Raw genomic sequence first — 24224 nt, forward strand, 5'->3', positions numbered from 1 at the left:
CCTCCTATATAGAAGAAAGAGGCTGGAAAAAGGGTTCCGCCTCTTTTTATTTTTACAAGGTACGAAGCGCATCCTCAAGCGCTGTTTTTTGTTGGGTTTGGGCATCAATTTCTTTGATGATACGAGCCGGAACACCTGCTACCACCACATTTTCTGGGACATCTTGGGTAACGATAGCTCCTGCTGCAACAACTGAACCACTGCCGATTTGAACTCCTTCGATAACCACTGCATTGGCACCGATAAGAACATTGTCTCCGACACGGACTGGTTCAGTACTAGCTGGCTCAATCACACCTGCCAAAACTGCACCTGCACCAACGTGGCTGTTTTCCCCAACGATAGCGCGACCACCAAGGATGGCACCCATGTCAATCATGGTTCCAGCACCGATTTCAGCACCGATATTGATAACAGCTCCCATCATGATAACAGCATTGTCACCAATTTCAACCTGGTCACGGATAATAGCACCTGGCTCGATACGAGCATTGATCGCACGTTTGTCTAGCAAAGGAACTGCAGAATTACGAGCATCTTGCTCGACAACGTAATCTTGATTTTCTACTAAACCTTCAAGAAGCGGAGCGACATCCTTCCAGTCTCCGAATAAAACATTTCCTAGTTTGACAACAGAGCTAGGCACAGCAGTTGCGAGTTGCCCCTCAAAGGTTACTTTGACACTGGTTTTCTTTTCAGCATTGGCGATAAATTGGATAATTTCTTGAGCGTTCATTTTTGTAGCAGTCATAGGTGCCTCCTGGTTCGTTATAATGATACCTATTCTACCAAAAAAGGCCTCAAATTTGAAGCCTCAACTATCAAATAATCATCTTTACCTGGCTTGTTTTGCTTCCTCTACAGATAAAAAAATCATCGGAACGATAATCAACACCATAGCTAAAGCCAAAAAACCATCCATGACCAATCCCAAAAAAAGAACACTTAATAAAGCTGAAGAGAGCGGTTCGCTAGCACTCACCACCGATACAACCAGCGGGGAAACGAGTGACACAGCCTTCATAGATAGGAAGAAAGCAAAAGCAGTACCAAACACGGCAATCGTCAGACAAATCAGCACACTTACCAGATCCACTTGAAAACTTATCCGATAAATAGGGTAGAGGAAATTACTAAAGAGCCCTGCCAGAATCATCCCCCAGCCAACAGTCGGAACAAATCCATAGCGCCGTGCAAAACGCTGAGGAAGGATAACATTAAACATGACCCCTACTGCACTGAGCAAACCTGTCACTAGAGCCAAAGGAGTCATGGATAATTGGGACAAATCCCCTTTTGTAGCCATCAAAAAAACACCTAGCATGGCAATTAAAACATAGAAAACAGCTGTAATCGAAGCCTTCTTCTGGTAAATGATTCGATTGTAAAACAGGATAAAAACCGGGCTGATAAATTGCAAAATGGTCGCCGTCGTCGCATTGGAATACTCAACGCAGAGATAGAAGAAAAACTGCACAGAAAAAATACCTAGAATAGCATAGGCTAAAAAAGGTAGGTAATTTTTTTTATCACGCCAGATGTCCAACAAGTGGCTACGCAACTGAAAGGCAGATAGACCTAAAACCAAACTCCCCGCCACTAGTAAACGCATAGAAGTAATCCATCCAGAAGACACTGGATAATGAGTGAAAAAATACTCTCCTAAAATCCCACAAATCCCCCAGATTAGGCCTGAGAGTAGCGAGTATACTGTTCCCTTAACAATCTTTTTCTGATAATGATTCATATTATTATTGTAACACGAAACCAACAAAGAAAAAAGTAGCAACAAGGAGAAATTACTAACCTTGCTACTACTCTTTCTTAACGATTAAATAGACGTGAACGTCCTGAAGAACCACTTTGAGTATTTCCACTCGAACTTGAACTTCCAGAGCTACTGCTTGAACTTGAGCTTGGAGGAGTCACTGCTGGAACGCTTCCTAGAATATTCTTCCATGCGTTCAGATAATCTGCATCGCTTCCTCCAATAGCAAAGCGATAGGTGGTCACTGGGGCGCCTTCCTTAGTCGCCCAGTAGCTCGTTACTGTTGATCCAGAAACTTCTATTTCTTTCCCATTGATAGAAACCTTGCCTGGTTTTTGCCCTGTAGATCGGAGAACTTGCGACTTGGTCACACTTGGATCCAGATTAAAGCGCTCATTCCCCCATATTCCAGGTTCAGCTTGTTGGATAGCATTGACCAAGTGGGCCATATAGTTGGCATTACGGTAGTGGCCTGCTCCTTTGGCTAGTGGTCGATTATCATCGTGACCTAACCAGCCACCCAAAGTCAAGCGAGGTGTAGAAAGCATGAGCCACATATTTTCATCTTCATTGGTCGTACCAGTTTTTCCGATCCAGTCAGCACGAGCTAGGGATGGATTGATAGTCGTCAAGTCCGTCTGGAAACTTGAAGTAATCCGAGATGAAATGACATCCCGAAGGAGACTTTGCATGATGGTTGCTGTCGCTTTTGAATAAACTTGGACAGGCTCATCCTTGTGCTCGTATACCAATCGGCCATCCGTTGACTCGATCTTAGCGATCATATGTTTCTTATGGTAAACTCCATTGTTGGCCAGAGTTTGATACCCGTTGGTATGCTGGGCAACTGTAACGTCAATCCCCCCACCCATCGGTAAACTTTCAATCCCATATTCTGGGATTTCGTAACCCATTTTTTCCATATAGCCTTTGACATCAACACCCTTCTCTCGAAGCGTACGATACGTCCAGTAGGCTGGGATATTCCATGAGTAGTTAAGAGCTTCTCCCAATGTCATCATACCTGTACCAGGACTATTGACATACATGATGGGATTCCCGTTTGAGAAGTTGGTAGGATAGTTTGATAAGATACTTGCACTCCCCATCAAACCTTGGTCAATAGCGATACCATAGGCCAATATAGGTTTTGTGGTTGAAGCTGGAGAACGCTTGGTATCGATAGCGTGATTATTCTGATTTTCTTGATAATTACGGCCACCAACAAATCCAAGGATAGCTCCCGTTTGGTTGTCCATGAGGACATTCCCCACCTCAGGCTGACCTGTCGAATCATCTAGCAGATAGCCGTAGGTCGCAACCGCATTTTGCATCGCAGCATGAACATTTTTATTGATAGTTGTCGTAATCTTATATCCACCATTTTCAATTTCCTTAGTGGCTAAATCACGATAGGATTTCTGAATGGACTCATTCTTTAATTCTTGCGCAGAAACATTATCTCGTTGGATGAGATAGTCGTACATACGGTCAGTTGCTTCTGCCAAGGTTGCATAGTAGAGATAGTCACGCGAAGTACCACTAACACTACCAGATGGTAGGAAATCTTTCTTAAAGTCATAATCTTTGTACTTATCGTAGTCTTCTTGACTTAGAGCCCCTGTCCGGTACATGTTGTAGAGGACATCCTTGGCACGCTTGATTCCCAGAGCCATGTCCTCATCACTCTTCATACTACCATCAGATTCATAAGGAGAGTAACTGATTGGACTCTGTGGCAATCCTGCGATAAAGGCTGCTTGAGGGACCGTTAAATCCGAAGCATTAACACCAAAGATTCCTTCTGCAGCCTGCTGGGCACCTGCAATATTTTGACCTTTATGATTGCGACCAAAAGGAGCAATGTTAAGGTAGGTTGTCAAAATCTCATCCTTACCCATGGCCCTTTCTAAAGCAAGAGCATCAATAATCTCTTTAGCCTTACGAGCTAGAGTTGGAGCATCCCCCACTACTTGTTGCTTGATGACCTGCTGGGTCAAGGTCGAACCACCACTAGACGAGCCTAGACCGACAAAGGTTCCCAAGGTCGCACGAATAACGGCCTTAGGCACAACTCCCTTGTGCTCATTGAAATGCTCGTCCTCTGTCGCAACAATAGCTTTCTTAAGGTTATCTGAGATAGCATCTGAAGCGACTGAAGTGCGCAATAAATCGCCCTCGATCGAGGCAATGGTACTACCGTCAGAATAAGTGATTTCTGAGATGGAGGCAATATCCTTCACTTGTTTGACCAACTCTTCTGCTTGAGGTACCTGGGCCTTGTCAAATAGAGCGACTCCATAACCCATAGCCACACCAGCGCCAAACAGTCCACCGATAAAACCTAAGATAAAGAGTGTGTTAAAAACTATTTTAAACCCACTCAAAACCTTAGCAAAAACAGATCCTGCCTTTCTAACTTTGTCAGAAGAGGTCCCCTTTTTACTGGTTTTCTTATTAGCTAGTTTTTCTGCTAGTCTTTTCTTCCATTTTGCAATTCGTTGCATTAGCTGCTGGAAAAAATGCAGCATTTTTGTTTTTAATTCATTAATTCTTTCTTTCATGAATGTCCTCGCTTTCTCTATTATACCATAAAAGGGAAATTTTCAATAAAATAGCCACTTTCTTCCCTATTCCACTAGGCTATTAATCAAGTTTGTGATACAATAGGTAGAAACAATATTTTATAAAGGAGAAAAGACACATGCACATTTTTGATGAGCTAAAAGAGCGTGGTTTGATTTTTCAAACGACTGATGAAGAAGCTTTGCGCAAAGCCCTAGAAGAAGGTCAAGTTTCTTATTATACTGGCTACGATCCAACTGCTGACAGCCTTCACCTCGGTCACCTTGTCGCAATCTTGACAAGTCGTCGTTTGCAATTAGCAGGTCACAAACCTTATGCGCTCGTTGGCGGTGCTACAGGTCTCATCGGAGATCCGTCCTTCAAAGATGCTGAACGTAGTCTCCAAACAAAAGACACAGTAAATGGTTGGGTCAAGTCTATCCAAGGACAACTTTCTCGTTTTCTTGACTTTGAAAATGGTGAAAACAAAGCTGTCATGGTCAACAACTACGACTGGTTTGGCAGCATCAGCTTCATTGACTTCCTCCGTGATATCGGAAAATACTTCACTGTCAACTACATGATGAGCAAGGAGTCTGTGAAGAAACGGATCGAAACAGGGATTTCTTACACTGAGTTTGCCTACCAAATCATGCAAGGCTATGACTTCTACGTCCTTAACCAAGAGCACAATGTTACTCTTCAAATCGGTGGTTCTGACCAATGGGGAAATATGACAGCTGGTACCGAATTGCTTCGTCGTAAGGCTGACAAGACTGGCCACGTGATCACTGTGCCACTCATCACAGACGCAACTGGTAAGAAATTTGGTAAATCAGAAGGAAACGCAGTCTGGCTCAACCCTGAAAAGACTTCTCCATACGAAATGTACCAATTCTGGATGAACGTCATGGATGCTGACGCTGTTCGCTTCTTGAAGATTTTTACCTTCTTGTCACTGGACGAGATTGAAGACATCCGTAAACAATTTGAAGCGGCTCCACACGAACGCTTGGCACAAAAAGTCTTGGCTCGTGAAGTCGTGACTCTTGTACACGGAGAAGAAGCCTACAAGGAAGCCCTCAATATCACTGAGCAACTCTTTGCTGGAAACATCAAAAACCTTTCTGTCAAAGAACTCAAACAAGGACTTCGTGGAGTGCCAAACTACCAAGTACAAGCAGACGAAAACCACAATATCGTGGAACTCCTCGTGTCATCTGGTGTGGTTAACTCAAAACGCCAAGCCCGTGAAGATGTTCAAAATGGAGCCATCTACGTCAACGGCGACCGTATCCAAGACCTTGACTATGTCTTGAGTGATGCAGATAAGTTAGAAAACAAACTAACTGTTATCCGCCGCGGGAAGAAAAAATACTTCGTTCTTACATACTAAAAAAGCAGACTGGAGGCATTTGCCATCCAGTCTTTTTTTTGCTAGACTAAAACTATGAATACAAACCTCAAACCCAAACTTCAACGTTTTGCTACTGCGACTGCCTTTTCCTGCCCTATCTGCCAAGAAGATCTGACCTTGGTCGAAACTAGTCTCAAGTGTAGCAACCGCCATTCTTTTGACTTGGCAAAATTTGGCTATGTCAATCTGGCTCCTCAAATCAAACAATCCACCAACTACGACAAGGAAAATTTCCAAAACCGTCAGCAAATCCTTGAAGCTGGTTTTTATCAGACTATCTTAGAAACCATCTCTGACCTGCTTGCAAGGCTAGAAACTGCCAAAACAATTTTAGATATCGGTTGTGGCGAAGGATTCTACTCTCGTAAACTCCAAGAAAGTCACCCTGACAAGACCTTCTATGCCTTTGATATTTCAAAAGACTCAGTCCAAATCGCTGCTAAGAGTGAACCCAACTGGGCAGTCAACTGGTTTGTCGGTGACCTGGCCCGTCTTCCTATAAAAGACGCCAGTATGGATATCCTGCTCGACATCTTTTCGCCTGCCAATTATGGAGAATTTCGCCGTGTTTTATCCAAAGATGGCATCTTGATCAAGGTCATCCCGACTGAAAATCACCTCAAAGAAATCCGTCAAATGGCGCAGGACCAGCTGACAAAGAAGGATTATTCCAACCAAGATATCAAAGAACATTTCCAGGGACATTTCAGCATCCAATCTCGCCAAATAACCTTCCTGACCAAATCCATCACAGCAGAGCAACGCCAAGCCCTGCTTGCCATGACGCCCTTACTCTTTCACGTTGACCAAAGTAAGATTGACTGGACTCAGTTGACTGAGATTACCATTGAAGCAGAGATTCTAGTTGGGAAAGTAGGGTGAAATATTTTAAAGATAAAAAAACGCATCTTTTTAGATGCGTTTTTTATAATCTGATGCAATGTATCTTAGTTCAAGTGCCAGATATCTTCATTGTACTGAGCGATTGTACGGTCAGATGAGAAGAATCCTGCTTTGGCAATGTTAACGATGACTTTATCCAACCATGCGTCACGGTCTTCGTAGTCAGCAAGCATTTGCTCTTTGACTTTGATGTAGTCTTCCAAGTCAAGGAGAGTCATGAACCAGTCTTTGTTGATCAATTCGTTGTAAAGACGTTCCAAGCGTTCTTTCTTACCTACTGCAAGAACAGCATCGCTCACGATGAAGTCAACCAATGGTTTGATAGCCTTACGAGCGTAGAATTCGCTTGATTTGTAAGCTGCTTTTGCGTAAAGGTCGATAACAGTTTCTGAATCTTCACCGAAGATATAGATGTTTTCGTCGCCAACCAATTCAGCGATTTCCACGTTAGCTCCGTCCATAGTACCAAGAGTCAAGGCTCCGTTCAACATGAATTTCATGTTACCAGTACCTGAAGCTTCTTTAGAAGCAAGTGAGATTTGTTCTGAGATGTCACATGCTGGGATCAAGAAGCTTGCTGCAGTAACGTTGTAGTTTTCAACCATTACGACTTGCAAGTGTGGAGCTACAGCTGGATCGTTAGCAATCACTTCTGACAAGCAGAGGATCAAGTGAATGATGTCTTGAGCGATTGTGTAGGCAGGTGCTGCTTTACCACCAAAGAAGACTGTGATTGGACGAGCAGGGATGTTACCAGCCTTGATATCAAGGTATTTGTGGATAACATACAAAGCGTTCATTTGTTGGCGTTTGTACTCATGAAGACGTTTGATTTGGATATCAAAGATAGAGTTTGTATTGATTTCCACACCTTGGTGCTCTTTCAAGTGACGAGCCAATTTACGTTTGTTGTGAGCCTTGATGCTTTCCAATTTTTCTTTGACAGCAGCCTTGTCTTCGTATGACAAGAGTTTTTCAAGCTCATCTGCTTCATGATGCCAACCATGTCCAAGAATCTCATCCAAGTAGTGAGACAAGCTTGGGTTAGCATGCATGAGCCAACGACGGAATGTGATACCGTTTGTTTTGTTGTTGAATTTTTCTGGGTAGATGTCGTAGAAAGCTTTCAACTCTGAGTTCTTCAAGATTTCAGTGTGAAGAGCTGCAACCCCGTTTACACTGTATCCGTAGTGGATATCCATGTGAGCCATGTGAACACGTCCGCTCTCATCGATGATTTGAACAGCTGGGTCTTTGTATTCTGCCTTCACACGACGGTCCAATTCTTTGATGATTGGTACCAAGTGAGGAACCACTTCTTGCAAGAATTCAAGAGGCCATTTTTCAAGGGCTTCAGCAAGGATTGTGTGGTTAGTGTAGGCAGTCATGCTACGTACGATTGAGATTGCTTCATCAAGTTCGATACCACGCGCAGTCAAAAGACGGATCAATTCAGGAATCACCATTGATGGGTGAGTATCGTTGATTTGTACAACTGCGTAGTCAGCAAGGTCATGCAAGTTGCTTCCTTTTTCGATTGCTTCGTCGATGATCAATTGGGCACCGTTTGAAACCATGAAGTATTGTTGGAAGATACGGAGCAATTCACCTTGCTTGTCGCTATCGTCTGGGTAAAGGAAGAGAGTCAAGTTACGAGCGATATCTGTCTTGTCAAAGTTGATACCATCTTCGATGATAGAAGAATCAACTGAATCCAAGTCAAACAAACGCAAGCGGTTTTTAGTAGCTGTCTTGTAACCAGGCACATCGATATCGTAAAGAGTAGATGTCAATGTGAAGTGTGCAAATGGTACTTGGTAGCTACGGCTTGAGCGTACCAACCAGTTTTGCTCAGTCAACCAAGCGTTAGGAATCGTTTCTTGTTGGTTGTTTTTAAGAACTTGTTGGAAAAGACCGAAGTGGTAGTTCAAACCAACACCATCACCATTCAAACCAAGTGTAGCAATTGAGTCGATAAAGCAGGCCGCCAAACGTCCCAAACCACCATTACCAAGTGATGGTTCCAATTCTACTTCTTCGATTTCGATCAACTCTTTACCTGCAGCTGCAAGTTCTTTTTTCACATCGTCGTAAAGTCCGAGGTTAATCAAGTTGTTTGACAAGAGTTTACCGATCAAGAACTCAGCTGAGATGTAGTAAACTTTTTTCTTACCAGTATTGACTGGTTTTTGACTGCTAGCAAGCTTGCTGTAGTTGAGAAGAGCAAGGTAAAGCTCTTCATTGCTACATTCTGCAATGGTTTTATTGTAACGCTTTTGTACAAATTCGTTTAATGGTAACATGTTTATGTGTCTCCTGATATTGTCTTATTTCTTTAATTCTACCAAATTTTCATTGATTCGGCGATAAATTGTAGTCAAGTCAAGCAAAGTTTCTTCAACAGCTGGTGTGAGTTGGTCTGCTGTCATACGCCATGACCAGTTTCCGCCAAGAGTAGATGGGAAGTTCATACGAGCTGACTCATCTAGTTCTAGCAAATCTTGCATCGTTGCAATGGCCATGAAGCTAACGGATGAAAAGACTGTGCGAAGCATTGCGTGTGGCACTGTCTCGTACTCTTTACGGTTGGTGTAACGCGCCATATACTCACGAGTTGGATCGTCGATTTCATTACGGTACCAACCAAGAACTGTATTGTTATCGTGTGTTCCTGTGTACATAACAGAGTTGGCAGGTGCCAAGTGTGGGCTATCAATACTTTCGTCTTCTGGGTTGAAGGCGAATTGAAGAATCTTCATCCCTGGGAAGCCAGTACGCTCACGCAACTCGATGACTTCATCTGTCATGAAACCGAGGTCTTCTGCGATGATGTTTAGCTCACCAAGCTCTTCCTTAACGGCTGCGAAGAGTTTGTAGCCTGGACCTTTCACCCATTTACCAGGTGCTGCTGTATCGGAACCAGCAGGAATTTCCCAGTAAGATTCGAAACCGCGGAAGTGGTCGATACGAACGATATCGTAGATTTTGAAGCTTTCGCGCAAGCGTTCAATCCACCATTTGTACCCGTCTTTGTCCATCGCTTCCCAGTCATAGATTGGGTTCCCCCAAAGCTGACCAGTGGCAGAAAACTCATCTGGTGGGCATCCTGCGATGCAAGTTGCTTTACCATTGGCATCTGTCTTGAAGAGGTGTGGATTTGCCCACATGTCGCTTGAATCTTCCGCTACATAGATAGGCATGTCTCCAACGATTTCGATGTGGTTATCGTTAGCGTAAGCTTTCAATTTCAACCATTGTTGGAAGAAAAAGTATTGAGTCACACGATGGTAAACCAACTTGTCTGCCAATTTCTCACGGTAGCTTTCAAGCGCCGAAACTTTACGAGCACGAGCATCTGCGTCTGGCCATTCTGTCCAAGCAAGATTGTTAAAATGCTCTTTGATAGCCATATACTCTGCGAAGAGTTCAAGCCATGATTGGTTGTCTTTAGCAAACTTCTCAAAATCTTTGACATCACCCACTTCCAAGAAGCGTTTCACTGCTTTTTCTAAAAGTGGACGACGTGCATAATAAATCTTCGCATAGTCAACTTCAGATGCATCGCTACCAAAGTCAACACCTTTAAGATCACTGGCTTCGAGCAAGCCTTGCTCTACCAAGATATCAAGGTCGATAAAATGCGTATTTCCAGCAAAGGCCGAGAATGATTGGTATGGAGAATCTCCATAGCTTGTTGTCCCAAGAGGGAGGATTTGCCAGTAACGTTGCTTCGTACGAACCAAGAAATCAACGAAATCATAGGCAGTCTGGCCAAATGATCCAATCCCGTATGCTCCTGGCAGAGAAGAGATGTGCATCAACACACCACTTTGACGTTTTTTCATAATAGCACCTCATGTGTTTGTTATAAAACGTTGCGTAATCAAGGCGCAAACGTTTGCGTTAAATTAAGTATAGCGTATTTCAAACACAAATGCAAGCGTTTTTAAAAAATTTTTTTGAATTATTTTAATCAAACAAAACTTGTTCCCACTGATATTTTATGAAATAAGCGAAAAAATTTTTAAAGATTTTCTAATTTAAGATAATTCATTCCCAATATCTGCTTTATTTTCTGAAAAACCGAGCCGGATTTACGCAATCGTTTCCCTAATATATTTCCTATTCAAGAAAAACAAGCGTTTTAAGTTCTTTCCTATATAAGGGCTTTAACAAATGTTTGAAACCTTAAAATTTTTTTAAAAAACTTTTTAAAAAAGCTTGCAACCGTTTTCTATTTGTGCTATACTAAGCTCATAAAAGAAAACGTTTGCGTTTTCTAAATAAATTATACTGTTATTCTTTAGGAGGAATACACTATGTCATCTAAATTCATGAAGAGCGCTGCTGTGCTCGGAACTGCTACTCTCGCTAGCTTGCTCTTGGTAGCTTGCGGAAGCAAATCTGCTGACAAAGCAGCTGATACTAGCTCTTCAGAAGCACAAGAACTCACTTTCTACGTTGAAGACCAATATAAAGCCTTCGCTGAATCAGCTGCAAAAGCTTATGAAAAAGAATCTGGCGTAAAAGTTACTATCAAAACAGGTGACCAAATGGGTGGTCTTGATAACCTTTCACTTGACAACCAATCTGGTAAGGCTGCTGATGTTATGATGGCTCCATACGACCGTGTAGGTAGCCTTGGTACTGACGGACAACTTTCAGAAGTTACTCTTAGTGATGGTGCAAAGACCGATGACAAAACAAAATCTCTTGTAACTGTTGGTGGTAAAGTATATGGTGCTCCAGCCGTTATCGAATCACTCGTTTTGTACTACAATAAAGACTTGCTAAAAGAAGCTCCTAAAACTTTTGCTGATTTAGAAAACCTTGCTAAAGATAGCAAATACGCTTTTGCTGGTGAAGATGGTAAAACTACTGCCTTCCTAGCTGACTGGACAAACTTCTACTACTCATACGGACTTCTTGCTGGTAACGGTGCTTACGTATTCGGCCAAAATGGTAAAGATCCTAAAGATATCGGACTTGCAAACGAAGGTGCCATCACAGCTATCAACTACGCTAAATCTTGGTACGAAAAATGGCCAAAAGGTATGCAAGATACTGAAGGAGCTCCAAACTTAATTCAAACTCAATTCCAAGAAGGTAAAACTGCTGCTATCATCGATGGTCCTTGGAAAGCTCAAGCATTCAAAGATGCTAAAGTAAACTACGGTGTTGCGACTATCCCAACTCTTCCAAACGGTAAAAACTACGAAACATTTGGTGGTGGTAAAGCTTGGGTTATCCCAGCAAGCACTAAGAACCTTGAAGGAGCTCAAAAATTTGTAGACTTCCTTGTATCAACTGAACAACAAAAAGCGTTCTACGACGCTACAAATGAAATCCCAGCCAACACTGAAGCTCGCACTTATGCTGAAGGCAAAAAAGATGAGTTGACAACAGCCGTGATTGAACAGTTCAAGAACGCTCAACCAATGCCAAACATCTCACAAATGTCAGCTGTTTGGGACCCAGCTAAAACAATGCTCTTTGAAGCTGTAAGTGGTAAGAAAGATGCGAAAACAGCTGCTAACGATGCTGTAACATTGATCAAGGAAACAATCAAACAAAAATTTGGTGAATAATTGATTTGTTCAAGGGGGGTGGAAGCAAAATCCCCCTTTGAATTTATAGATACGCTTCTTATCAGTTGTATGTATCTTACGATTGAATCTGAGTTTTATCTCGCATCCTATGAAAGGAGTAATCATGGAAAAACAACAGCCTCGCAAAGCAGCCTTGCTGTCAATCATTCCTGGTTTAGGACAAATCTATAACAAACAAAAAGCTAAAGGATTTATTTTCCTTGGTGTTACTGTTTTATTTGTTCTGTATTTTCTAACACTTGCAAGCCCTGAATTGAGCAATTTGATCACACTTGGTGACAAACCTGGTCGTGACAATTCACTTTTCATGCTGATTCGTGGTGCTTTTCACTCTATCTTTGTTGTCGTTTACTTACTCTTTTATATCTTTAATATCAAAGATGCACATACGACTGCTAAACGTATCAACAACGGTATTCCTGTAGCTCGTACCTTCAAGGATATGGTTAAGGGCGTTTATGAAAATGGGTTCCCATACCTTTTAATCATCCCATCGTATGTAGCGATGACATTTGCGATTATCTTCCCTGTTATCGTAACCTTGATGATCGCCTTTACCAACTATGACTTCCAACACTTGCCACCAAACAAATTGTTGGACTGGGTTGGTTTGACGAACTTCACAAACATCTGGAGCTTGAGCACCTTCCGTTCAGCCTTTGGTTCTGTTCTTTCTTGGACCATTATCTGGGCCTTGGCTGCTTCTACTTTGCAGATTGTCATTGGTATCTTTACAGCCATCATTGCCAACCAACCATTTATCAAAGGAAAACGTATCTTTGGTGTTATTTTCCTTCTTCCTTGGGCAGTTCCAGCCTTCATCACTATCTTGACATTCTCAAACATGTTTAATGATAGTGTCGGTGCCATCAACACCCAAGTCTTGCCTCTTTTGTCTAAGGTTCTTCCTTTCCTAGATGGAGCTCTTATCCCTTGGAAAACAAATCCAACTTGGACGAAGGTTGCCTTGATTATGATGCAAGGTTGGCTAGGATTCCCATACATTTACGTTTTGACTTTGGGTATCTTGCAGTCTATTCCTAACGACCTCTACGAAGCGGCTTACATCGATGGGGCCAATGCTTGGCAAAAATTCCGCAACATCACTTTCCCTATGATTTTGGCTGTTGCAGCACCAACATTGATCAGCCAATACACCTTCAACTTTAACAACTTCTCTATCATGTATCTCTTTAATGGTGGAGGGCCTGGTACTGTCGGAGGCGGAGCCGGTTCAACTGATATCTTGATTTCATGGATTTACCGTTTGACAACAGGTACATCTCCTCAATACTCTATGGCGGCAGCTGTTACCTTAATTATCTCAATCATTGTCATCTCTATCTCTATGATCGCATTCAAGAAACTACACGCATTTGATATGGAGGACGTCTAAGATGAATAACTCAATCAAACTCAAACGTAGACTGACTCAAACCCTCACTTACCTCTACTTGATTGGCCTATCAATCGTGATTATCTATCCACTTTTGATTACCATCATGTCAGCCTTTAAAGCAGGTAACGTCGCAGCCTTTAAACTCGATACCAACATCGACTTCAATTTTGATAACTTTAAAGGACTCTTTACTGAAACCTTATACGGCACTTGGTATCTCAATACCTTGATTATCGCCTTGATTACCATGGTTGTTCAAACAAGTATCATCGTACTGGCTGGTTATGCCTACAGCCGATACAACTTCTTGGCTCGTAAGCAAAGTTTGGTCTTCTTCTTGATCATTCAAATGGTGCCAACCATGGCCGCATTGACCGCCTTCTTCGTTATGGCGCTTATGTTGAACGCTCTTAACCATAGCTGGTTCCTCATCTTCCTCTACGTCGGAGGAGGTATTCCGATGAATGCTTGGCTCATGAAAGGTTACTTCGATACCGTGCCAATGTCTCTTGACGAATCTGCGAAACTAGATGGTGCAGGACACTTCCGTCGCTTCTGGCAAATCGTTCTCCCTCTTGTTCGCCCAATGGTGGCTGTACAAGCTCTTTGGGCCTTCATGGGACCTTTCGGGGATTATATCCTCTCTAGTTTCTTGCTTCGTGAGAAAGAATACTTTACTGTTGCCGTTGGTCTCCAAACCTTCGTTAGCAATGTGAAAAACATGAAGATTGCCTACTTCTCAGCAGGTGCTATCCTCATCGCCCTTCCAATCTGTATTCTCTTCTTCTTCCTACAAAAGAACTTTGTTTCAGGACTTACAAGTGGTGGCGACAAGGGATAATCTATCCCCGCCACCCTTTTTCATTTTGGAGCATGTTGCTACAGCTACAAGATTGGACACCCTTCTACAAATCTTATTGAAACTATCTTTCAATAAGGAATTGATTTACTAGACTTGAAATAAAGCACATTTCTCTATATAATAATACTCATATAGAAAACACTTTTAGAAAGATGCCTATGCTTCCATATCCATTCTCGTATTTCTCTAGTATCTGGGGATTTCGTAAGCCCCTATCAAAACGTTTCGGACTTAACTGGTTTCAGCTTTTCTTTACTAGCATTTTCCTCATCAGTTTGTCCATGATTCCGATTGCCATTCAAAACAGCTCACAGGAAACGTACCCACTGGATACCTTTATCGACAATGTCTACACTCCACTGACAGATGAAGCCATCATGGACTTGTCAGAGAATACACAAATCGTAGATGGAAAGCTGAACTACTCAGGTACGAAGAATCAGCAACCTTCTCTTTTGCTTGGTCCAAGCCAAAGCAAAGAACTGCCAAAGGACTTACAACTTCATTTTGATACGGAAGAACTTGTCATCAGCAAGGAAAGTAAAGAGCTGACTCGTATTCGCTACCACGCGATTCAAACGGAGAGTTTCCAGAGCAAGGAAGATTTAACCCAGGCCATTTCTAAAGACTGGTACCAACAAAACCGGGTCTATATCAGTCTCTTTCTCGTTCTTGGTGCAAGCTTCCTCTTTGGATTAAATTTCTTCATTGTCTCTCTTGGGGCTAGCTTTCTCCTTTATATCACAAAAAAATCACGCCTCTTTTCATTTAGGACCTTTAAAGAGTGCTATCATTTTATCTTGAACTGTTTAGGATTACCAACTCTGATTACGCTTATTTTGGGACTTTTTGGCCAAAATATGTCAACCCTTATCACTGTACAAAACATTCTTTTTGTTCTTTATCTGGTCACTATTTTTTACAAGACACATTTCCGTGATCCAGATTACCATAAATAGGAGATTTTTATGCCCGTGACGATTAAAGATGTGGCTAAGGCAGCAGGTGTCTCACCTTCAACTGTTACCCGCGTCATTCAAAATAAATCAACGATTAGTGATGAAACCAAAAAACGAGTTCGTAAGGCTATGAAGGAACTCAACTACCATCCCAACCTCAATGCTCGCAGTCTAGTTAGCAGCTATACTCAGGTTATCGGCCTGGTGCTTCCTGATGACTCGGATGCCTTTTACCAAAACCCTTTCTTCCCATCTGTCCTTCGAGGGATCGCCCAAGTCGCGTCTGAAAACCACTACGCTATTCAGATTGCAACAGGGAAAGATGAGAAAGAACGTCTCAATGCGATTTCTCAGATGGTTTATGGCAAGCGTGTTGACGGTTTGATTTTCCTCTACGCCGAGGAAGAAGACCCTCTGGTCAAACTGGTAGCCGATGAGCAGTTCCCTTTCCTCATTCTCGGGAAATCTACTTCACCTTTTATCCCTCTTGTTGATAATGACAATGTACAAGCTGGCTTTGATGCGACAGAGTATTTCATCAAAAAAGGATGCAAACGAATTGCCTTTATCGGGGGTACAAAGCGACTCTTCGTAACGCAAGATCGTCTAACTGGCTATGAGTCCGCACTCAAACAACACCAACTTCCAATTGATACCAACTTAACCTACTTTGCGACCGAATTTCTAGAAGAAAAAGGTTATCAGTTCAGTGAACTCCTGTTCAATCACGATCCGCAGATTGATGCTATCATCACAACTGACAGCCTCCTAGCGGAAGGAGTTTGTGACTACATCAGCAAGCATCAGTTAAAGGTTCCTGTCTTGAGTTTCGACTCTGTCAATCCTCGACTTGACCTCGTAGCTTATGTCGATATCAATAGTCTAGAACTTGGGCGGACATCATTTGAGACGATTTTACAGATCATCAATGACGCAAAAAATAACAGACAAATCTGTTACCGCCAGTTGATTGCCCACAAAATTATCGAAAAATAAAGACCAGCCCCAAGGCTGGTCTTTTGAGTATTATTAATTGTCTGTTTCTACGAATCGTCCTAAGATATGGACATTTTCAGATACAGAGACAAAGGCTGTCGGATCAACCTGTTTCATGATGTGTTTAAAATCATTAAACTCTGCTCGTGTGATAACCGTAATCAAGACTGCTTTTCTCTCATGATTATAAGTTCCTTCTGCATCGTGGATCATGGTTGCTCCGCGGTGCAATTTTTTATGGATTTTTGCGATTACCTTGTTAGGATTATTGGTCACAATCATGGCCTGCATGCGTTTTTGCTTGGTAAAGACCGCATCCGTCACACGGCTAGATACAAAGATGGTAATCATAGAGTAGAGGGCGTATTTCCAACCAAAGGTCAATCCTGCTATCAGCATAATGGTCCCATTCACTAAGAAAGAAATACTGCCGACATTTCTCCCTGTTTTCTTTCGAATGGTGAGACTGACGATATCTGTACCTCCGCTAGAAATATTGTTACGGAGTGCAAAACCAATCCCCAAGCCCATGACAACACCCCCAAAAAGGGCATTGATAATGGGATCCTCTGTCAAGGTCACAACTGGTACAATCTGGATAAAGAGGGAACTCATGGATACTGTGATAAAAGTAAAGACCGTAAATTTATGTCCAATTTGATACCAAGCCAAAATCATTAACGGAAAATTAATAGCATAAAAGGTTAGCGATATCGGAATGTAAAACCCAAACCAGTGATTACTCAAGGCAGAGATAATCTGTGCCAGACCCGTCGCGCCGCTGGAGTAAACGTGTCCTGGTTGAAAAAAGAAATTGACTGCTACTGCTGACAAAAAGCCATAAACCAGAGAAGCCGAGACTTTCTCATCATATTTTTCCCGAGAGATACTTTGTAAAACTCGTAAGATTTTTATCTGATAAGCAAAGCGGCGCAGATAATAGCGCCACCGCTTAATTCGTTTTGCTTGTTTCATCTTCTTCTACTTGTAAGCTGAGTTCCTCTAGTTGTTTGAGAGCGACTGTTGATGGAGCTTGTGTCATTGGGTCGGTTGCCTTATTGTTCTTAGGAAAGGCAATGACTTCACGAATATTTTCTTCTCCTGCTAAGAGCATCACAAAACGGTCAAGTCCAATAGCCAAGCCACCGTGGGGTGGGAAACCATAGTCCATGGCTTCAAGAAGGAAGCCAAACTGGTCATTTGCTTCTTCAGCTGAGAAACCAAGAGCCTTAAACATGCGTTCTTGAAGGTCTTTTTGGTTGATACGAAGACTACCACCACCAAGCTCATAACCATTCAAGACGATATCGTAAGCAATGGCACGAACCTTAGCCAAATCACCTTCTAATTCGTGAGCGGTTTCTTCCTGTGGAAGAGTGAACGGATGGTGGGCACTCATGTAACGACCTTCTTCTTCAGACCATTCAAACATTGGCCAATCAACCACCCAAAGGAAGTTGAATTTATCGTTATCAATCAAGTCAAGCTCTTTGGCGATACGGCCACGAAGGGCGCCTAGTGTTGCATTGGCCACTTCAAGCGTATCTGCCACAAATAGAACCAAATCCTTATCTTCAAGACCAAGTGCTGCAGTCAAATCTGCTTGGATCTCAGTCAAGAACTTGGCAACTGGTCCATTTAATTCTCCATCAACTACCTTGACCCAAGCAAGACCTTTGGCTCCGTACTGTTTGGCTACTTCGGTCATCTTGTCGATGTCTTTACGTGAGTAGTTGTCCGCTGCGCCTTTGACTACAATAGCTTTAACAGCAGGTGCTTCTGAAAAGACTTTGAAGTCTACACCTTTGACCACTTCTGTCAAGTCCTGAAGCAACATGTCAAAACGAGTATCAGGCTTGTCAGAACCGTAAAGAGCCATGGCATCATCGTACTTCATACGTGGGAAGGGAAGGGTTACTTCAATCCCTTTTGTTTCCTTCATCACGCGCGCAATCAAGCCTTCTGTAATATCTTGGATTTCTTGCTCCGTAAGGAAGGAAGTTTCCAAGTCGACCTGGGTAAACTCAGGCTGGCGGTCTCCACGCAAGTCCTCATCACGGAAACATTTAACGATTTGATAGTAACGGTCAAAACCAGCATTCATCAACAACTGTTTTGTAATCTGTGGACTCTGAGGAAGAGCGTAGAAATGCCCTTTATTGACACGAGATGGTACCAAATAGTCACGCGCCCCTTCTGGCGTTGATTTAGAAAGGAACGGCGTCTCCACATCGATAAACTCCAACTCATCCAAGTAATTACGGATTGAGTGGGTCACCTTAGCACGAAGTTTAAGATTTTCCAACATCTCTGGACGACGAAGGTCAAGGTAACGGTAACGCAAACGTGTATCGTCATTGGCCTCAATCCCATCCTTAATCTCAAAAGGCGTTGTTTTAGCTGTATTAAGTACTGCCAAAGCTGTCACGTTCAACTCAACTGCACCCGTTGGCAATTTATCATTAGCTTGCTCACGCGCAGCGACTTGTCCAGTCACCTCAATGACAAATTCGCTACGAAGGCTTTCAGCTGTTGCCATAACCTCTGCAGATACTTTTTCAGGATTGATAACCAACTGCATGATCCCTTCACGGTCACGAAGATCAATAAAAATCAAGCCCCCTAGGTCACGACGACGGCCAACCCATCCTTTCAAGGTCATTTCTTGTCCGATGTGTTCCTCACGAACACGACCAGCATACATACTACGTTTCATGTTTTCTCTCCTCTTTTATTCTGTTACTATTTTACCATAAAAGCGCAAGCTCTTCATGAAAATCATCAGAAAAGTTTGATTGCCGTTAGAAATCAAAACGAACAGACAAAAATAGCGAGACTATCAAAAAATCCGATGAAAACGTCATCGGATTCTCTGATTATGATTCTTAACCTTTTTACGCTTTTCAGCAATCTCAGCTGCCTTTTTAGGTAGAACAATCTCCGTCGCATAAGCCGAAGCAAAACGTAAGACACCTGCAATAGGCGCAAAGACAACTGCTAGATAGTTGTAAAAGAAGTCGCCTTTAAAGGCATAGGCAAGTGCTCCGATGATAAAGAAGAGAACAACCGCCTGTATCACTGCTAATAAAATTACTCGTTTCATGTGACCTCCTGACTCTATTATAGCATGAGAATCATCAAAAAGCCGATTAAATTATTCAAAGCGTGGAGAGAAATGCTGTAAAGAAGACCTTTTCGGCTCACATAAGCCAGACCCAAACTCAATCCCAGACTAGCATAGACTAAAAATTGTTGCAAAGTCCCTGGAAAATGAATCAAGGCAAAAAGCACACTCGATACGAGGAGAAACAGAGCTGTCTGTTTGCCGTTGTTCTGCTTAGGAAAGAGATAGCGCGCCAGCATCCCTCTAAATATGAGTTCTTCCGTCAGAGGAGCAAAAACCACTACCATAAAGAAACCAAAGACAGGCTGAGCAACTGTCAATTGTGATACGATTTGTTGATTGACTGACGGATCTTCTGGCAAAAAGAACTGGGCTATAATCGCCACTAGCAAAACCAGGGTTGGCAACCAGATATAACGATTAAAAGCTGTTGTCTGGATGCTAACCTTTTCTGTCTGATACCATCTGTAAACTCCATAAACATAGGCCCCTGACAGGACGATATAGAGTGGCAAGACTCCAAAGATTGAAGCCCCCAGATCAAGCGCTGAGAGAGCCATGCTCTGAACCAGACCATAGCCAAAGAAAAAGGATAGAACAGCTAGAAGAAACCAGCCAAGATTTTTAAGTAAGTTCATAAAAGACTCCTATTTGAAATGAAGACTTAGCATTGTTATTCACATCATCTTGATAAAAATGTGGAATACAGTCGCAACCAAAAGGGATAATAAGCGAATTCCTCTTGCAAAAATAGAAACGGTAGTAATGGTTTTATAAAGATATTTTGGAGCAAGCAAGAGCAATGTTAATCCTAGGAAAAAGAGGGGCAGGAGTAAGGTCCTGACCAGTTTATCTGTCATTAAAATCCTAGTTTTTCAAAGACTTGAGAGAAATTTTGGCTGATGGTCTCAAGGGATGCTTCCACTTCTTCTCGTGTTTGGTTGTTCTTAACTGTCACTTGTCCGCTTTCGACTTCGCTCTCTCCGAGAGTGATGAGGGTCTTAGCCGCAAAGACATCGGCGGACTTGAACTGAGCTTTGAGTTTACGGTTAAGGTAATCACGCTCTGCTTTGAATCCTTGTTGGCGAAGGGCTTGTACCAATTCCAAGGCCTTAACATTTGCTCCTTCACCCAAGACTGCGATATAGACATCTAGGGCATTTTCGATAGGGAGGGTCACACCTTGCTTTTCAAGGATGAGAAGCAGGCGCTCTACACCAAGGCCAAATCCAAATCCAGCAGTTTCAGGACCACCAAAGTAAGAGACCAAGCCATCGTAGCGACCACCCGCACAGACGGTCAAATCATTGCCCTCGATTTCAGTGATGAACTCGAAAATCGTGTGGTTGTAGTAGTCCAGACCACGCACCATATTGGGATCGATGATATAGTCTACTCCAAGATTTTCCAACATCTGACGGACGGCATCAAAGTGTGCTTGGCTTTCTTCATCAAGGAAATCCAAGATAGATGGTGCATTCTCCACTGCTACCTTGTCTTCTTTCTCCTTAGAGTCCAAGACACGAAGAGGATTTTCCTCCAAGCGACGTTGGCTATCCTTAGACAAGGTCTCCTTGAGCGGTGTCAAATAGTCGATCAAGGCTTGACGATAGGCCGCACGGCTCTCAGGATTTCCCAGAGTGTTGAGATGCAATTTCACACCTTTAATGCCGATTTCTTTCAAGAAATGGGCTGCCATAGCGATGGTTTCCACATCGGTAGCTGGATTACTAGAGCCAAAACACTCGACACCAATCTGGTGGAATTGGCGTAAACGCCCTGCCTGTGGACGCTCATAACGGAACATAGGGCCCATGTAGTAGAACTTACTTGGCTTTTGTACTTCTGGGGCGAAGAGTTTATTTTCCACATAAGAACGGACAACGGGCGCAGTTCCTTCTGGACGGAGGGTAATATGGCGGTCACCCTTGTCATAAAAATCGTACATTTCCTTGGTTACAATATCGGTTGTATCTCCGACAGAGCGACTGATAACCTCGTAATGCTCAAAAATAGGCGTACGCACTTCTGCATAGTTATAGCGCTTGAAAATTTTACGGGCAAAGCCCTCAACGTACTGCCACTTAGCAGACTCAGCAGGTAAAATATCCTGCGTTCCTTTTGGTTTTTGTAATTTCATAGGGAATCCTCTTTAAACTTAATAGTCTTATTTTACCATAAATAGAGGGATTAAAACAGTGAGAAAAGAAGACTAGAATCTAAATATCATTTTTGAGATTAAGACTAGCTAGGAGAATGGCAAGCAAGGAAAGGCCAACAAATAAGATCCAGGTCAACTGCATATCCCATACGGCTACAAGTGAAAAACAGGCTGTTCCCACAGGAATAGAAAGGGTAAAGAGAAGATTTAAAAAATTGCTGGTACGTGAAAGGACCTCTGGGGATAGATTTTTCATGAGCATAGCGCTAATCTTGGGAGAAATTTTTCCAGAAATATACATCGTAAAGAAGAGGAAAAACATTCCGATCAAAACTTGATTTAATAAATTGGCTAGGCCAACTAGGGTCGCTCCAAGCGTCACCCACATCATTAACCTTAATAAAGGCTGTTTCCCAAAATAATCATTTCCCGCAAGGCTACTGATGATGACTGCTAAGAAAACACAGACCTGCTCGATAAATAGCGCCTCTGTGTACGAAAAGTTCAACAGAGAGTGGCTCAAAAAGAAGATGTTATAAATGCCTCCCAAAGCACCACCCAATGCGTTAATCAATAAAACCGCACAGAGCATCAAACCAAAGTTCTTTTGTCCGCTTTGAAGAAAAACGAGATGTAAATTTCGGTAAATCGATAGAAACTGGTCTTTGATAGAAAGCTTCTCATTTTTTAGGATTTCACCATCAGCAGATGAAACTGACAGGTTCAATTTGCTTCTGCCTAAAAAGAGAATAGCGGCTGATACTAGGAAAAAACAGGCATTGATTCCAGCAACGAGGGAAAAATTGTTGACCGATAGACCTAAGAGCCAGACTCCGAAAGCTTGACCACCAATAGCTGAAATATAGGTGATGAACTGGGAAAAAGAATAAGCTTCCATCAGATATTGTTCAGCTACTTTTTCCTTGATGAAAGGCATGCGCAAACCACCAGCAAAATCACTGATTAGATCGCTAATGACATTGATCAAACACAGGCTAGAAAAGGCAAAGAGATTGCCTTGACCAAGCAACAGAGCTGCTAGGAAAAAGAGAAGAGCCTGAAACAAACCACTATAGGTCATCCATTTGACCTTGCCCCTCGTGTAATCTGCCCGAATCCCTACAAAAACTGTAAAGAGAGTCGGAAGAATCATGACAATATTCGCCATAGCAACCGCAAAAGAGGCTTGTGGCAAGGTCGACGCATAGACGATAAATACCAGATTAAAAATCGAAGCACCAAAAGCATTGAAGAATCGTGACAAAGTCAACAGTCGATAAGCTGGATTTCTAAACAATAGTTTCATAGGTAATCTCCCTTCTTGTTCTACGTTCTATATGAAGTATGACTACAGTATAGCACTTAGGAATTAGCGGGAAATTTTTTTGAATATATGCAACACACAAAAAACGATAGAAGTTCTTTAATGGCCTGAGAGAGGTCTAGAGTTCTATCGCTTCAAATTTCAAATTATTTTCTTAACTTGCAGATATTCAACAATCGGGCGTGTTTCTATAGTATTCGGCAGATTTGTTACAGCCAAGCATCTCAAAAATACGGACTGCATCCTCCATCTTTTTCTGACCTTCCTTGACTCTGCCTTGCTTGCTATCAAGGAGACCTTCCGCCCACAAGTAGACTATTCGGAAATAGGTCTCGTTTTCCTTGTAGAAATGCTCTTCGATAACACGTTTAAAATAATAGGCATTGGTAAATTCTTCACACTCAATGCTAGCTAAAAAACCATTCAATAGCATGGTGTGAAAAAGGTTACGATTACCAGACATTTCCATTAGAAAATCGGATTTGCGGACCATTTCTCGTACATATCTAGTAAAAAGAGGAACAGATAAGAGTGGGGAACTGACTGAGAACAAATTGAGTTCATAGATTCCCCAAATCTCGGTAGAAAACAGGTAGTCATGAAGGACTTTCCCTTCCTCTGCTGTTAACTCTACCGTTTCATCCATGCTCTTCATATAAGACTTGATCATAATGGCATTTAGAATATGTTTCTGTTTATTTTGAGAATCAGCATGCTTTTGATACTCCTTACGATACAAGTCCTCGAGAGGTGCTATGTCCTTTGGATCCAAGATATCTGTGATTTCTTTTCTCAACTCAGAATCTGTATCATACTGAAAACCTCTCGCCAGAAAGAGAATTTCTTCTACACTAGTAGATATATTTTCTAGGGCAAACAGAAACTTTTCCACCGAAAGCTCACTCTGACCAGTTTCAAATCGGGACAACATAGACGGCGAAAATTGTCCCCTAGTTGCTTGTCTCAGCGAGATATTTCTTGACTCTCGTAATTGTCTAAAGACTTTTCCAATCTGCTCCATAGACTTCCCCTTGATTCCTCATTTTCTTCATTTTATCATATTTTTCAGAAAATTCATCAAAAACTTGCCAAATTGTCAGAATTATGAGAAAATAGAGGATACTTATCACGTGGAGG

General features: G+C 42.3%; 19 protein-coding genes. 7 read left to right on the forward strand and 12 right to left on the reverse strand.

Annotated elements, in window-relative coordinates; genetic code table 11:
- Window positions 1-52: 52 nt before the first annotated feature.
- The 3 genes from dapD to pbp1b form a co-directional block, all read right to left on the reverse strand.
- Window positions 53-751, reverse strand: a complete 699-nt coding sequence (dapD, locus tag I6H78_RS04700; protein WP_198458947.1) for a 2,3,4,5-tetrahydropyridine-2,6-dicarboxylate N-acetyltransferase — start codon at window positions 749-751, stop codon at window positions 53-55.
- 84 nt (window positions 752-835) lie between these two features.
- Entirely contained in the window at window positions 836-1747 is a 912-nt protein-coding gene (locus I6H78_RS04705; RefSeq protein ID WP_061428581.1) for a DMT family transporter, read from the reverse strand.
- Window positions 1748-1824: 77 nt separating this feature from the next.
- A complete protein-coding gene (pbp1b, locus tag I6H78_RS04710) occupies window positions 1825-4332 on the reverse strand; it encodes a penicillin-binding protein PBP1B (protein WP_198458948.1) in 2508 nt (835 codons plus the stop codon).
- 140 nt (window positions 4333-4472) lie between these two features.
- On the opposite strand from pbp1b, the gene tyrS reads away from it, so the two are divergent.
- Window positions 4473-5729: a tyrosine--tRNA ligase gene (gene tyrS, locus I6H78_RS04715; protein WP_198458949.1), complete on the forward strand. Its 1257-nt coding sequence runs from the start codon at window positions 4473-4475 to the stop codon at window positions 5727-5729.
- Between the two features lie 54 nt (window positions 5730-5783).
- Window positions 5784-6632, forward strand: a complete 849-nt coding sequence (locus I6H78_RS04720) for a putative RNA methyltransferase (protein ID WP_198458950.1) — start codon at window positions 5784-5786, stop codon at window positions 6630-6632.
- A gap of 65 nt (window positions 6633-6697) precedes the next feature.
- On the opposite strand, the gene glgP is transcribed toward I6H78_RS04720, so the two are convergent.
- Together glgP and malQ are read right to left on the reverse strand one after the other, a co-directional pair.
- A complete protein-coding gene (gene glgP, locus I6H78_RS04725) occupies window positions 6698-8956 on the reverse strand; it encodes a glycogen/starch/alpha-glucan family phosphorylase (RefSeq protein WP_198458951.1) in 2259 nt (752 codons plus the stop codon).
- A 24-nt stretch (window positions 8957-8980) separates the two neighbouring features.
- Window positions 8981-10498, reverse strand: a complete 1518-nt coding sequence (gene malQ / locus I6H78_RS04730; RefSeq protein ID WP_125841278.1) for a 4-alpha-glucanotransferase — start codon at window positions 10496-10498, stop codon at window positions 8981-8983.
- Window positions 10499-10972: 474 nt separating this feature from the next.
- Here malQ and I6H78_RS04735 point away from each other — a divergent pair, with 474 nt between their 5' ends.
- The 5 genes from I6H78_RS04735 to I6H78_RS04755 all read left to right on the forward strand — a co-directional run bounded on the left by I6H78_RS04735 (window position 10973) and on the right by I6H78_RS04755 (window position 16478).
- Window positions 10973-12241 carry an extracellular solute-binding protein gene (locus tag I6H78_RS04735; protein WP_125841277.1) on the forward strand — a complete coding sequence of 423 codons (1269 nt, stop codon included), beginning with the start codon at window positions 10973-10975 and terminating at the stop codon, window positions 12239-12241.
- Between the two features lie 124 nt (window positions 12242-12365).
- Window positions 12366-13658: a sugar ABC transporter permease gene (locus I6H78_RS04740; RefSeq protein WP_198458952.1), complete on the forward strand. Its 1293-nt coding sequence runs from the start codon at window positions 12366-12368 to the stop codon at window positions 13656-13658.
- Window position 13659: 1 nt separating this feature from the next.
- Entirely contained in the window at window positions 13660-14502 is an 843-nt protein-coding gene (locus tag I6H78_RS04745; protein ID WP_001065641.1) for a sugar ABC transporter permease, read from the forward strand.
- A gap of 179 nt (window positions 14503-14681) precedes the next feature.
- Window positions 14682-15482 (forward strand): DUF1189 domain-containing protein, encoded by an 801-nt coding sequence (locus I6H78_RS04750; RefSeq protein WP_198458953.1) that lies wholly within the window; start codon window positions 14682-14684, stop codon window positions 15480-15482.
- A 9-nt stretch (window positions 15483-15491) separates the two neighbouring features.
- Window positions 15492-16478, forward strand: a complete 987-nt coding sequence (locus I6H78_RS04755; protein WP_198458954.1) for a LacI family DNA-binding transcriptional regulator — start codon at window positions 15492-15494, stop codon at window positions 16476-16478.
- 33 nt (window positions 16479-16511) lie between these two features.
- Here I6H78_RS04755 and I6H78_RS04760 read toward each other — a convergent pair whose 3' ends face one another.
- The 7 genes from I6H78_RS04760 to I6H78_RS04790 all read right to left on the reverse strand — a co-directional run bounded on the left by I6H78_RS04760 (window position 16512) and on the right by I6H78_RS04790 (window position 24108).
- Window positions 16512-17453 carry a YitT family protein gene (locus I6H78_RS04760; protein WP_198458955.1) on the reverse strand — a complete coding sequence of 314 codons (942 nt, stop codon included), beginning with the start codon at window positions 17451-17453 and terminating at the stop codon, window positions 16512-16514.
- Window positions 17431-19194 (reverse strand): aspartate--tRNA ligase, encoded by a 1764-nt coding sequence (aspS, locus tag I6H78_RS04765; RefSeq protein ID WP_198458956.1) that lies wholly within the window; start codon window positions 19192-19194, stop codon window positions 17431-17433. Before aspS ends, I6H78_RS04760 begins: the two co-directional genes overlap by 23 nt.
- 144 nt (window positions 19195-19338) lie before the next feature.
- Entirely contained in the window at window positions 19339-19581 is a 243-nt protein-coding gene (locus tag I6H78_RS04770; protein ID WP_198458957.1) for a hypothetical protein, read from the reverse strand.
- Window positions 19582-19598: 17 nt separating this feature from the next.
- On the reverse strand, window positions 19599-20240 hold the full coding sequence (locus tag I6H78_RS04775) for a CPBP family intramembrane glutamic endopeptidase (RefSeq protein WP_198458958.1): 642 nt from the start codon (window positions 20238-20240) through the stop codon (window positions 19599-19601).
- A 221-nt stretch (window positions 20241-20461) separates the two neighbouring features.
- Window positions 20462-21742 carry a histidine--tRNA ligase gene (hisS, locus tag I6H78_RS04780; protein WP_198458959.1) on the reverse strand — a complete coding sequence of 427 codons (1281 nt, stop codon included), beginning with the start codon at window positions 21740-21742 and terminating at the stop codon, window positions 20462-20464.
- A 79-nt stretch (window positions 21743-21821) separates the two neighbouring features.
- Window positions 21822-23069: an MFS transporter gene (locus I6H78_RS04785; RefSeq protein WP_198458960.1), complete on the reverse strand. Its 1248-nt coding sequence runs from the start codon at window positions 23067-23069 to the stop codon at window positions 21822-21824.
- A 187-nt stretch (window positions 23070-23256) separates the two neighbouring features.
- Entirely contained in the window at window positions 23257-24108 is an 852-nt protein-coding gene (locus I6H78_RS04790; protein ID WP_198458961.1) for a helix-turn-helix domain-containing protein, read from the reverse strand.
- Between the last annotated feature and the right edge of the window lie 116 nt (window positions 24109-24224).

Origin of the sequence: Streptococcus oralis, assembly GCF_016127915.1 — a bacterium.
GTDB classification, from domain to species: domain Bacteria; phylum Bacillota; class Bacilli; order Lactobacillales; family Streptococcaceae; genus Streptococcus; species Streptococcus oralis_BO.

Bases quoted from the DNA above. Each gene is read 5' to 3' on its own strand.
- glgP (WP_198458951.1), bottom strand. From the start codon at position 8,956: ATGTTACCATTAAACGAATTTGTACAAAAGCGTTACAATAAAACCATT.
- I6H78_RS04785 (WP_198458960.1), bottom strand. From the start codon at position 23,069: ATGAAACTATTGTTTAGAAATCCAGCTTATCGACTGTTGACTTTGTCA.
- I6H78_RS04760 (WP_198458955.1), bottom strand. From the start codon at position 17,453: ATGAAACAAGCAAAACGAATTAAGCGGTGGCGCTATTATCTGCGCCGC.
- I6H78_RS04705 (WP_061428581.1), bottom strand. From the start codon at position 1,747: ATGAATCATTATCAGAAAAAGATTGTTAAGGGAACAGTATACTCGCTA.
- I6H78_RS04735 (WP_125841277.1), top strand. From the start codon at position 10,973: ATGTCATCTAAATTCATGAAGAGCGCTGCTGTGCTCGGAACTGCTACT.
- malQ (WP_125841278.1), bottom strand. From the start codon at position 10,498: ATGAAAAAACGTCAAAGTGGTGTGTTGATGCACATCTCTTCTCTGCCA.
- I6H78_RS04740 (WP_198458952.1), top strand. From the start codon at position 12,366: ATGGAAAAACAACAGCCTCGCAAAGCAGCCTTGCTGTCAATCATTCCT.
- I6H78_RS04720 (WP_198458950.1), top strand. From the start codon at position 5,784: ATGAATACAAACCTCAAACCCAAACTTCAACGTTTTGCTACTGCGACT.
- I6H78_RS04755 (WP_198458954.1), top strand. From the start codon at position 15,492: ATGCCCGTGACGATTAAAGATGTGGCTAAGGCAGCAGGTGTCTCACCT.
- I6H78_RS04745 (WP_001065641.1), top strand. From the start codon at position 13,660: ATGAATAACTCAATCAAACTCAAACGTAGACTGACTCAAACCCTCACT.
- I6H78_RS04770 (WP_198458957.1), bottom strand. From the start codon at position 19,581: ATGAAACGAGTAATTTTATTAGCAGTGATACAGGCGGTTGTTCTCTTC.
- hisS (WP_198458959.1), bottom strand. From the start codon at position 21,742: ATGAAATTACAAAAACCAAAAGGAACGCAGGATATTTTACCTGCTGAG.
- I6H78_RS04790 (WP_198458961.1), bottom strand. From the start codon at position 24,108: ATGGAGCAGATTGGAAAAGTCTTTAGACAATTACGAGAGTCAAGAAAT.
- I6H78_RS04750 (WP_198458953.1), top strand. From the start codon at position 14,682: ATGCTTCCATATCCATTCTCGTATTTCTCTAGTATCTGGGGATTTCGT.
- dapD (WP_198458947.1), bottom strand. From the start codon at position 751: ATGACTGCTACAAAAATGAACGCTCAAGAAATTATCCAATTTATCGCC.
- tyrS (WP_198458949.1), top strand. From the start codon at position 4,473: ATGCACATTTTTGATGAGCTAAAAGAGCGTGGTTTGATTTTTCAAACG.
- pbp1b (WP_198458948.1), bottom strand. From the start codon at position 4,332: ATGAAAGAAAGAATTAATGAATTAAAAACAAAAATGCTGCATTTTTTC.
- aspS (WP_198458956.1), bottom strand. From the start codon at position 19,194: ATGAAACGTAGTATGTATGCTGGTCGTGTTCGTGAGGAACACATCGGA.
- I6H78_RS04775 (WP_198458958.1), bottom strand. From the start codon at position 20,240: ATGAACTTACTTAAAAATCTTGGCTGGTTTCTTCTAGCTGTTCTATCC.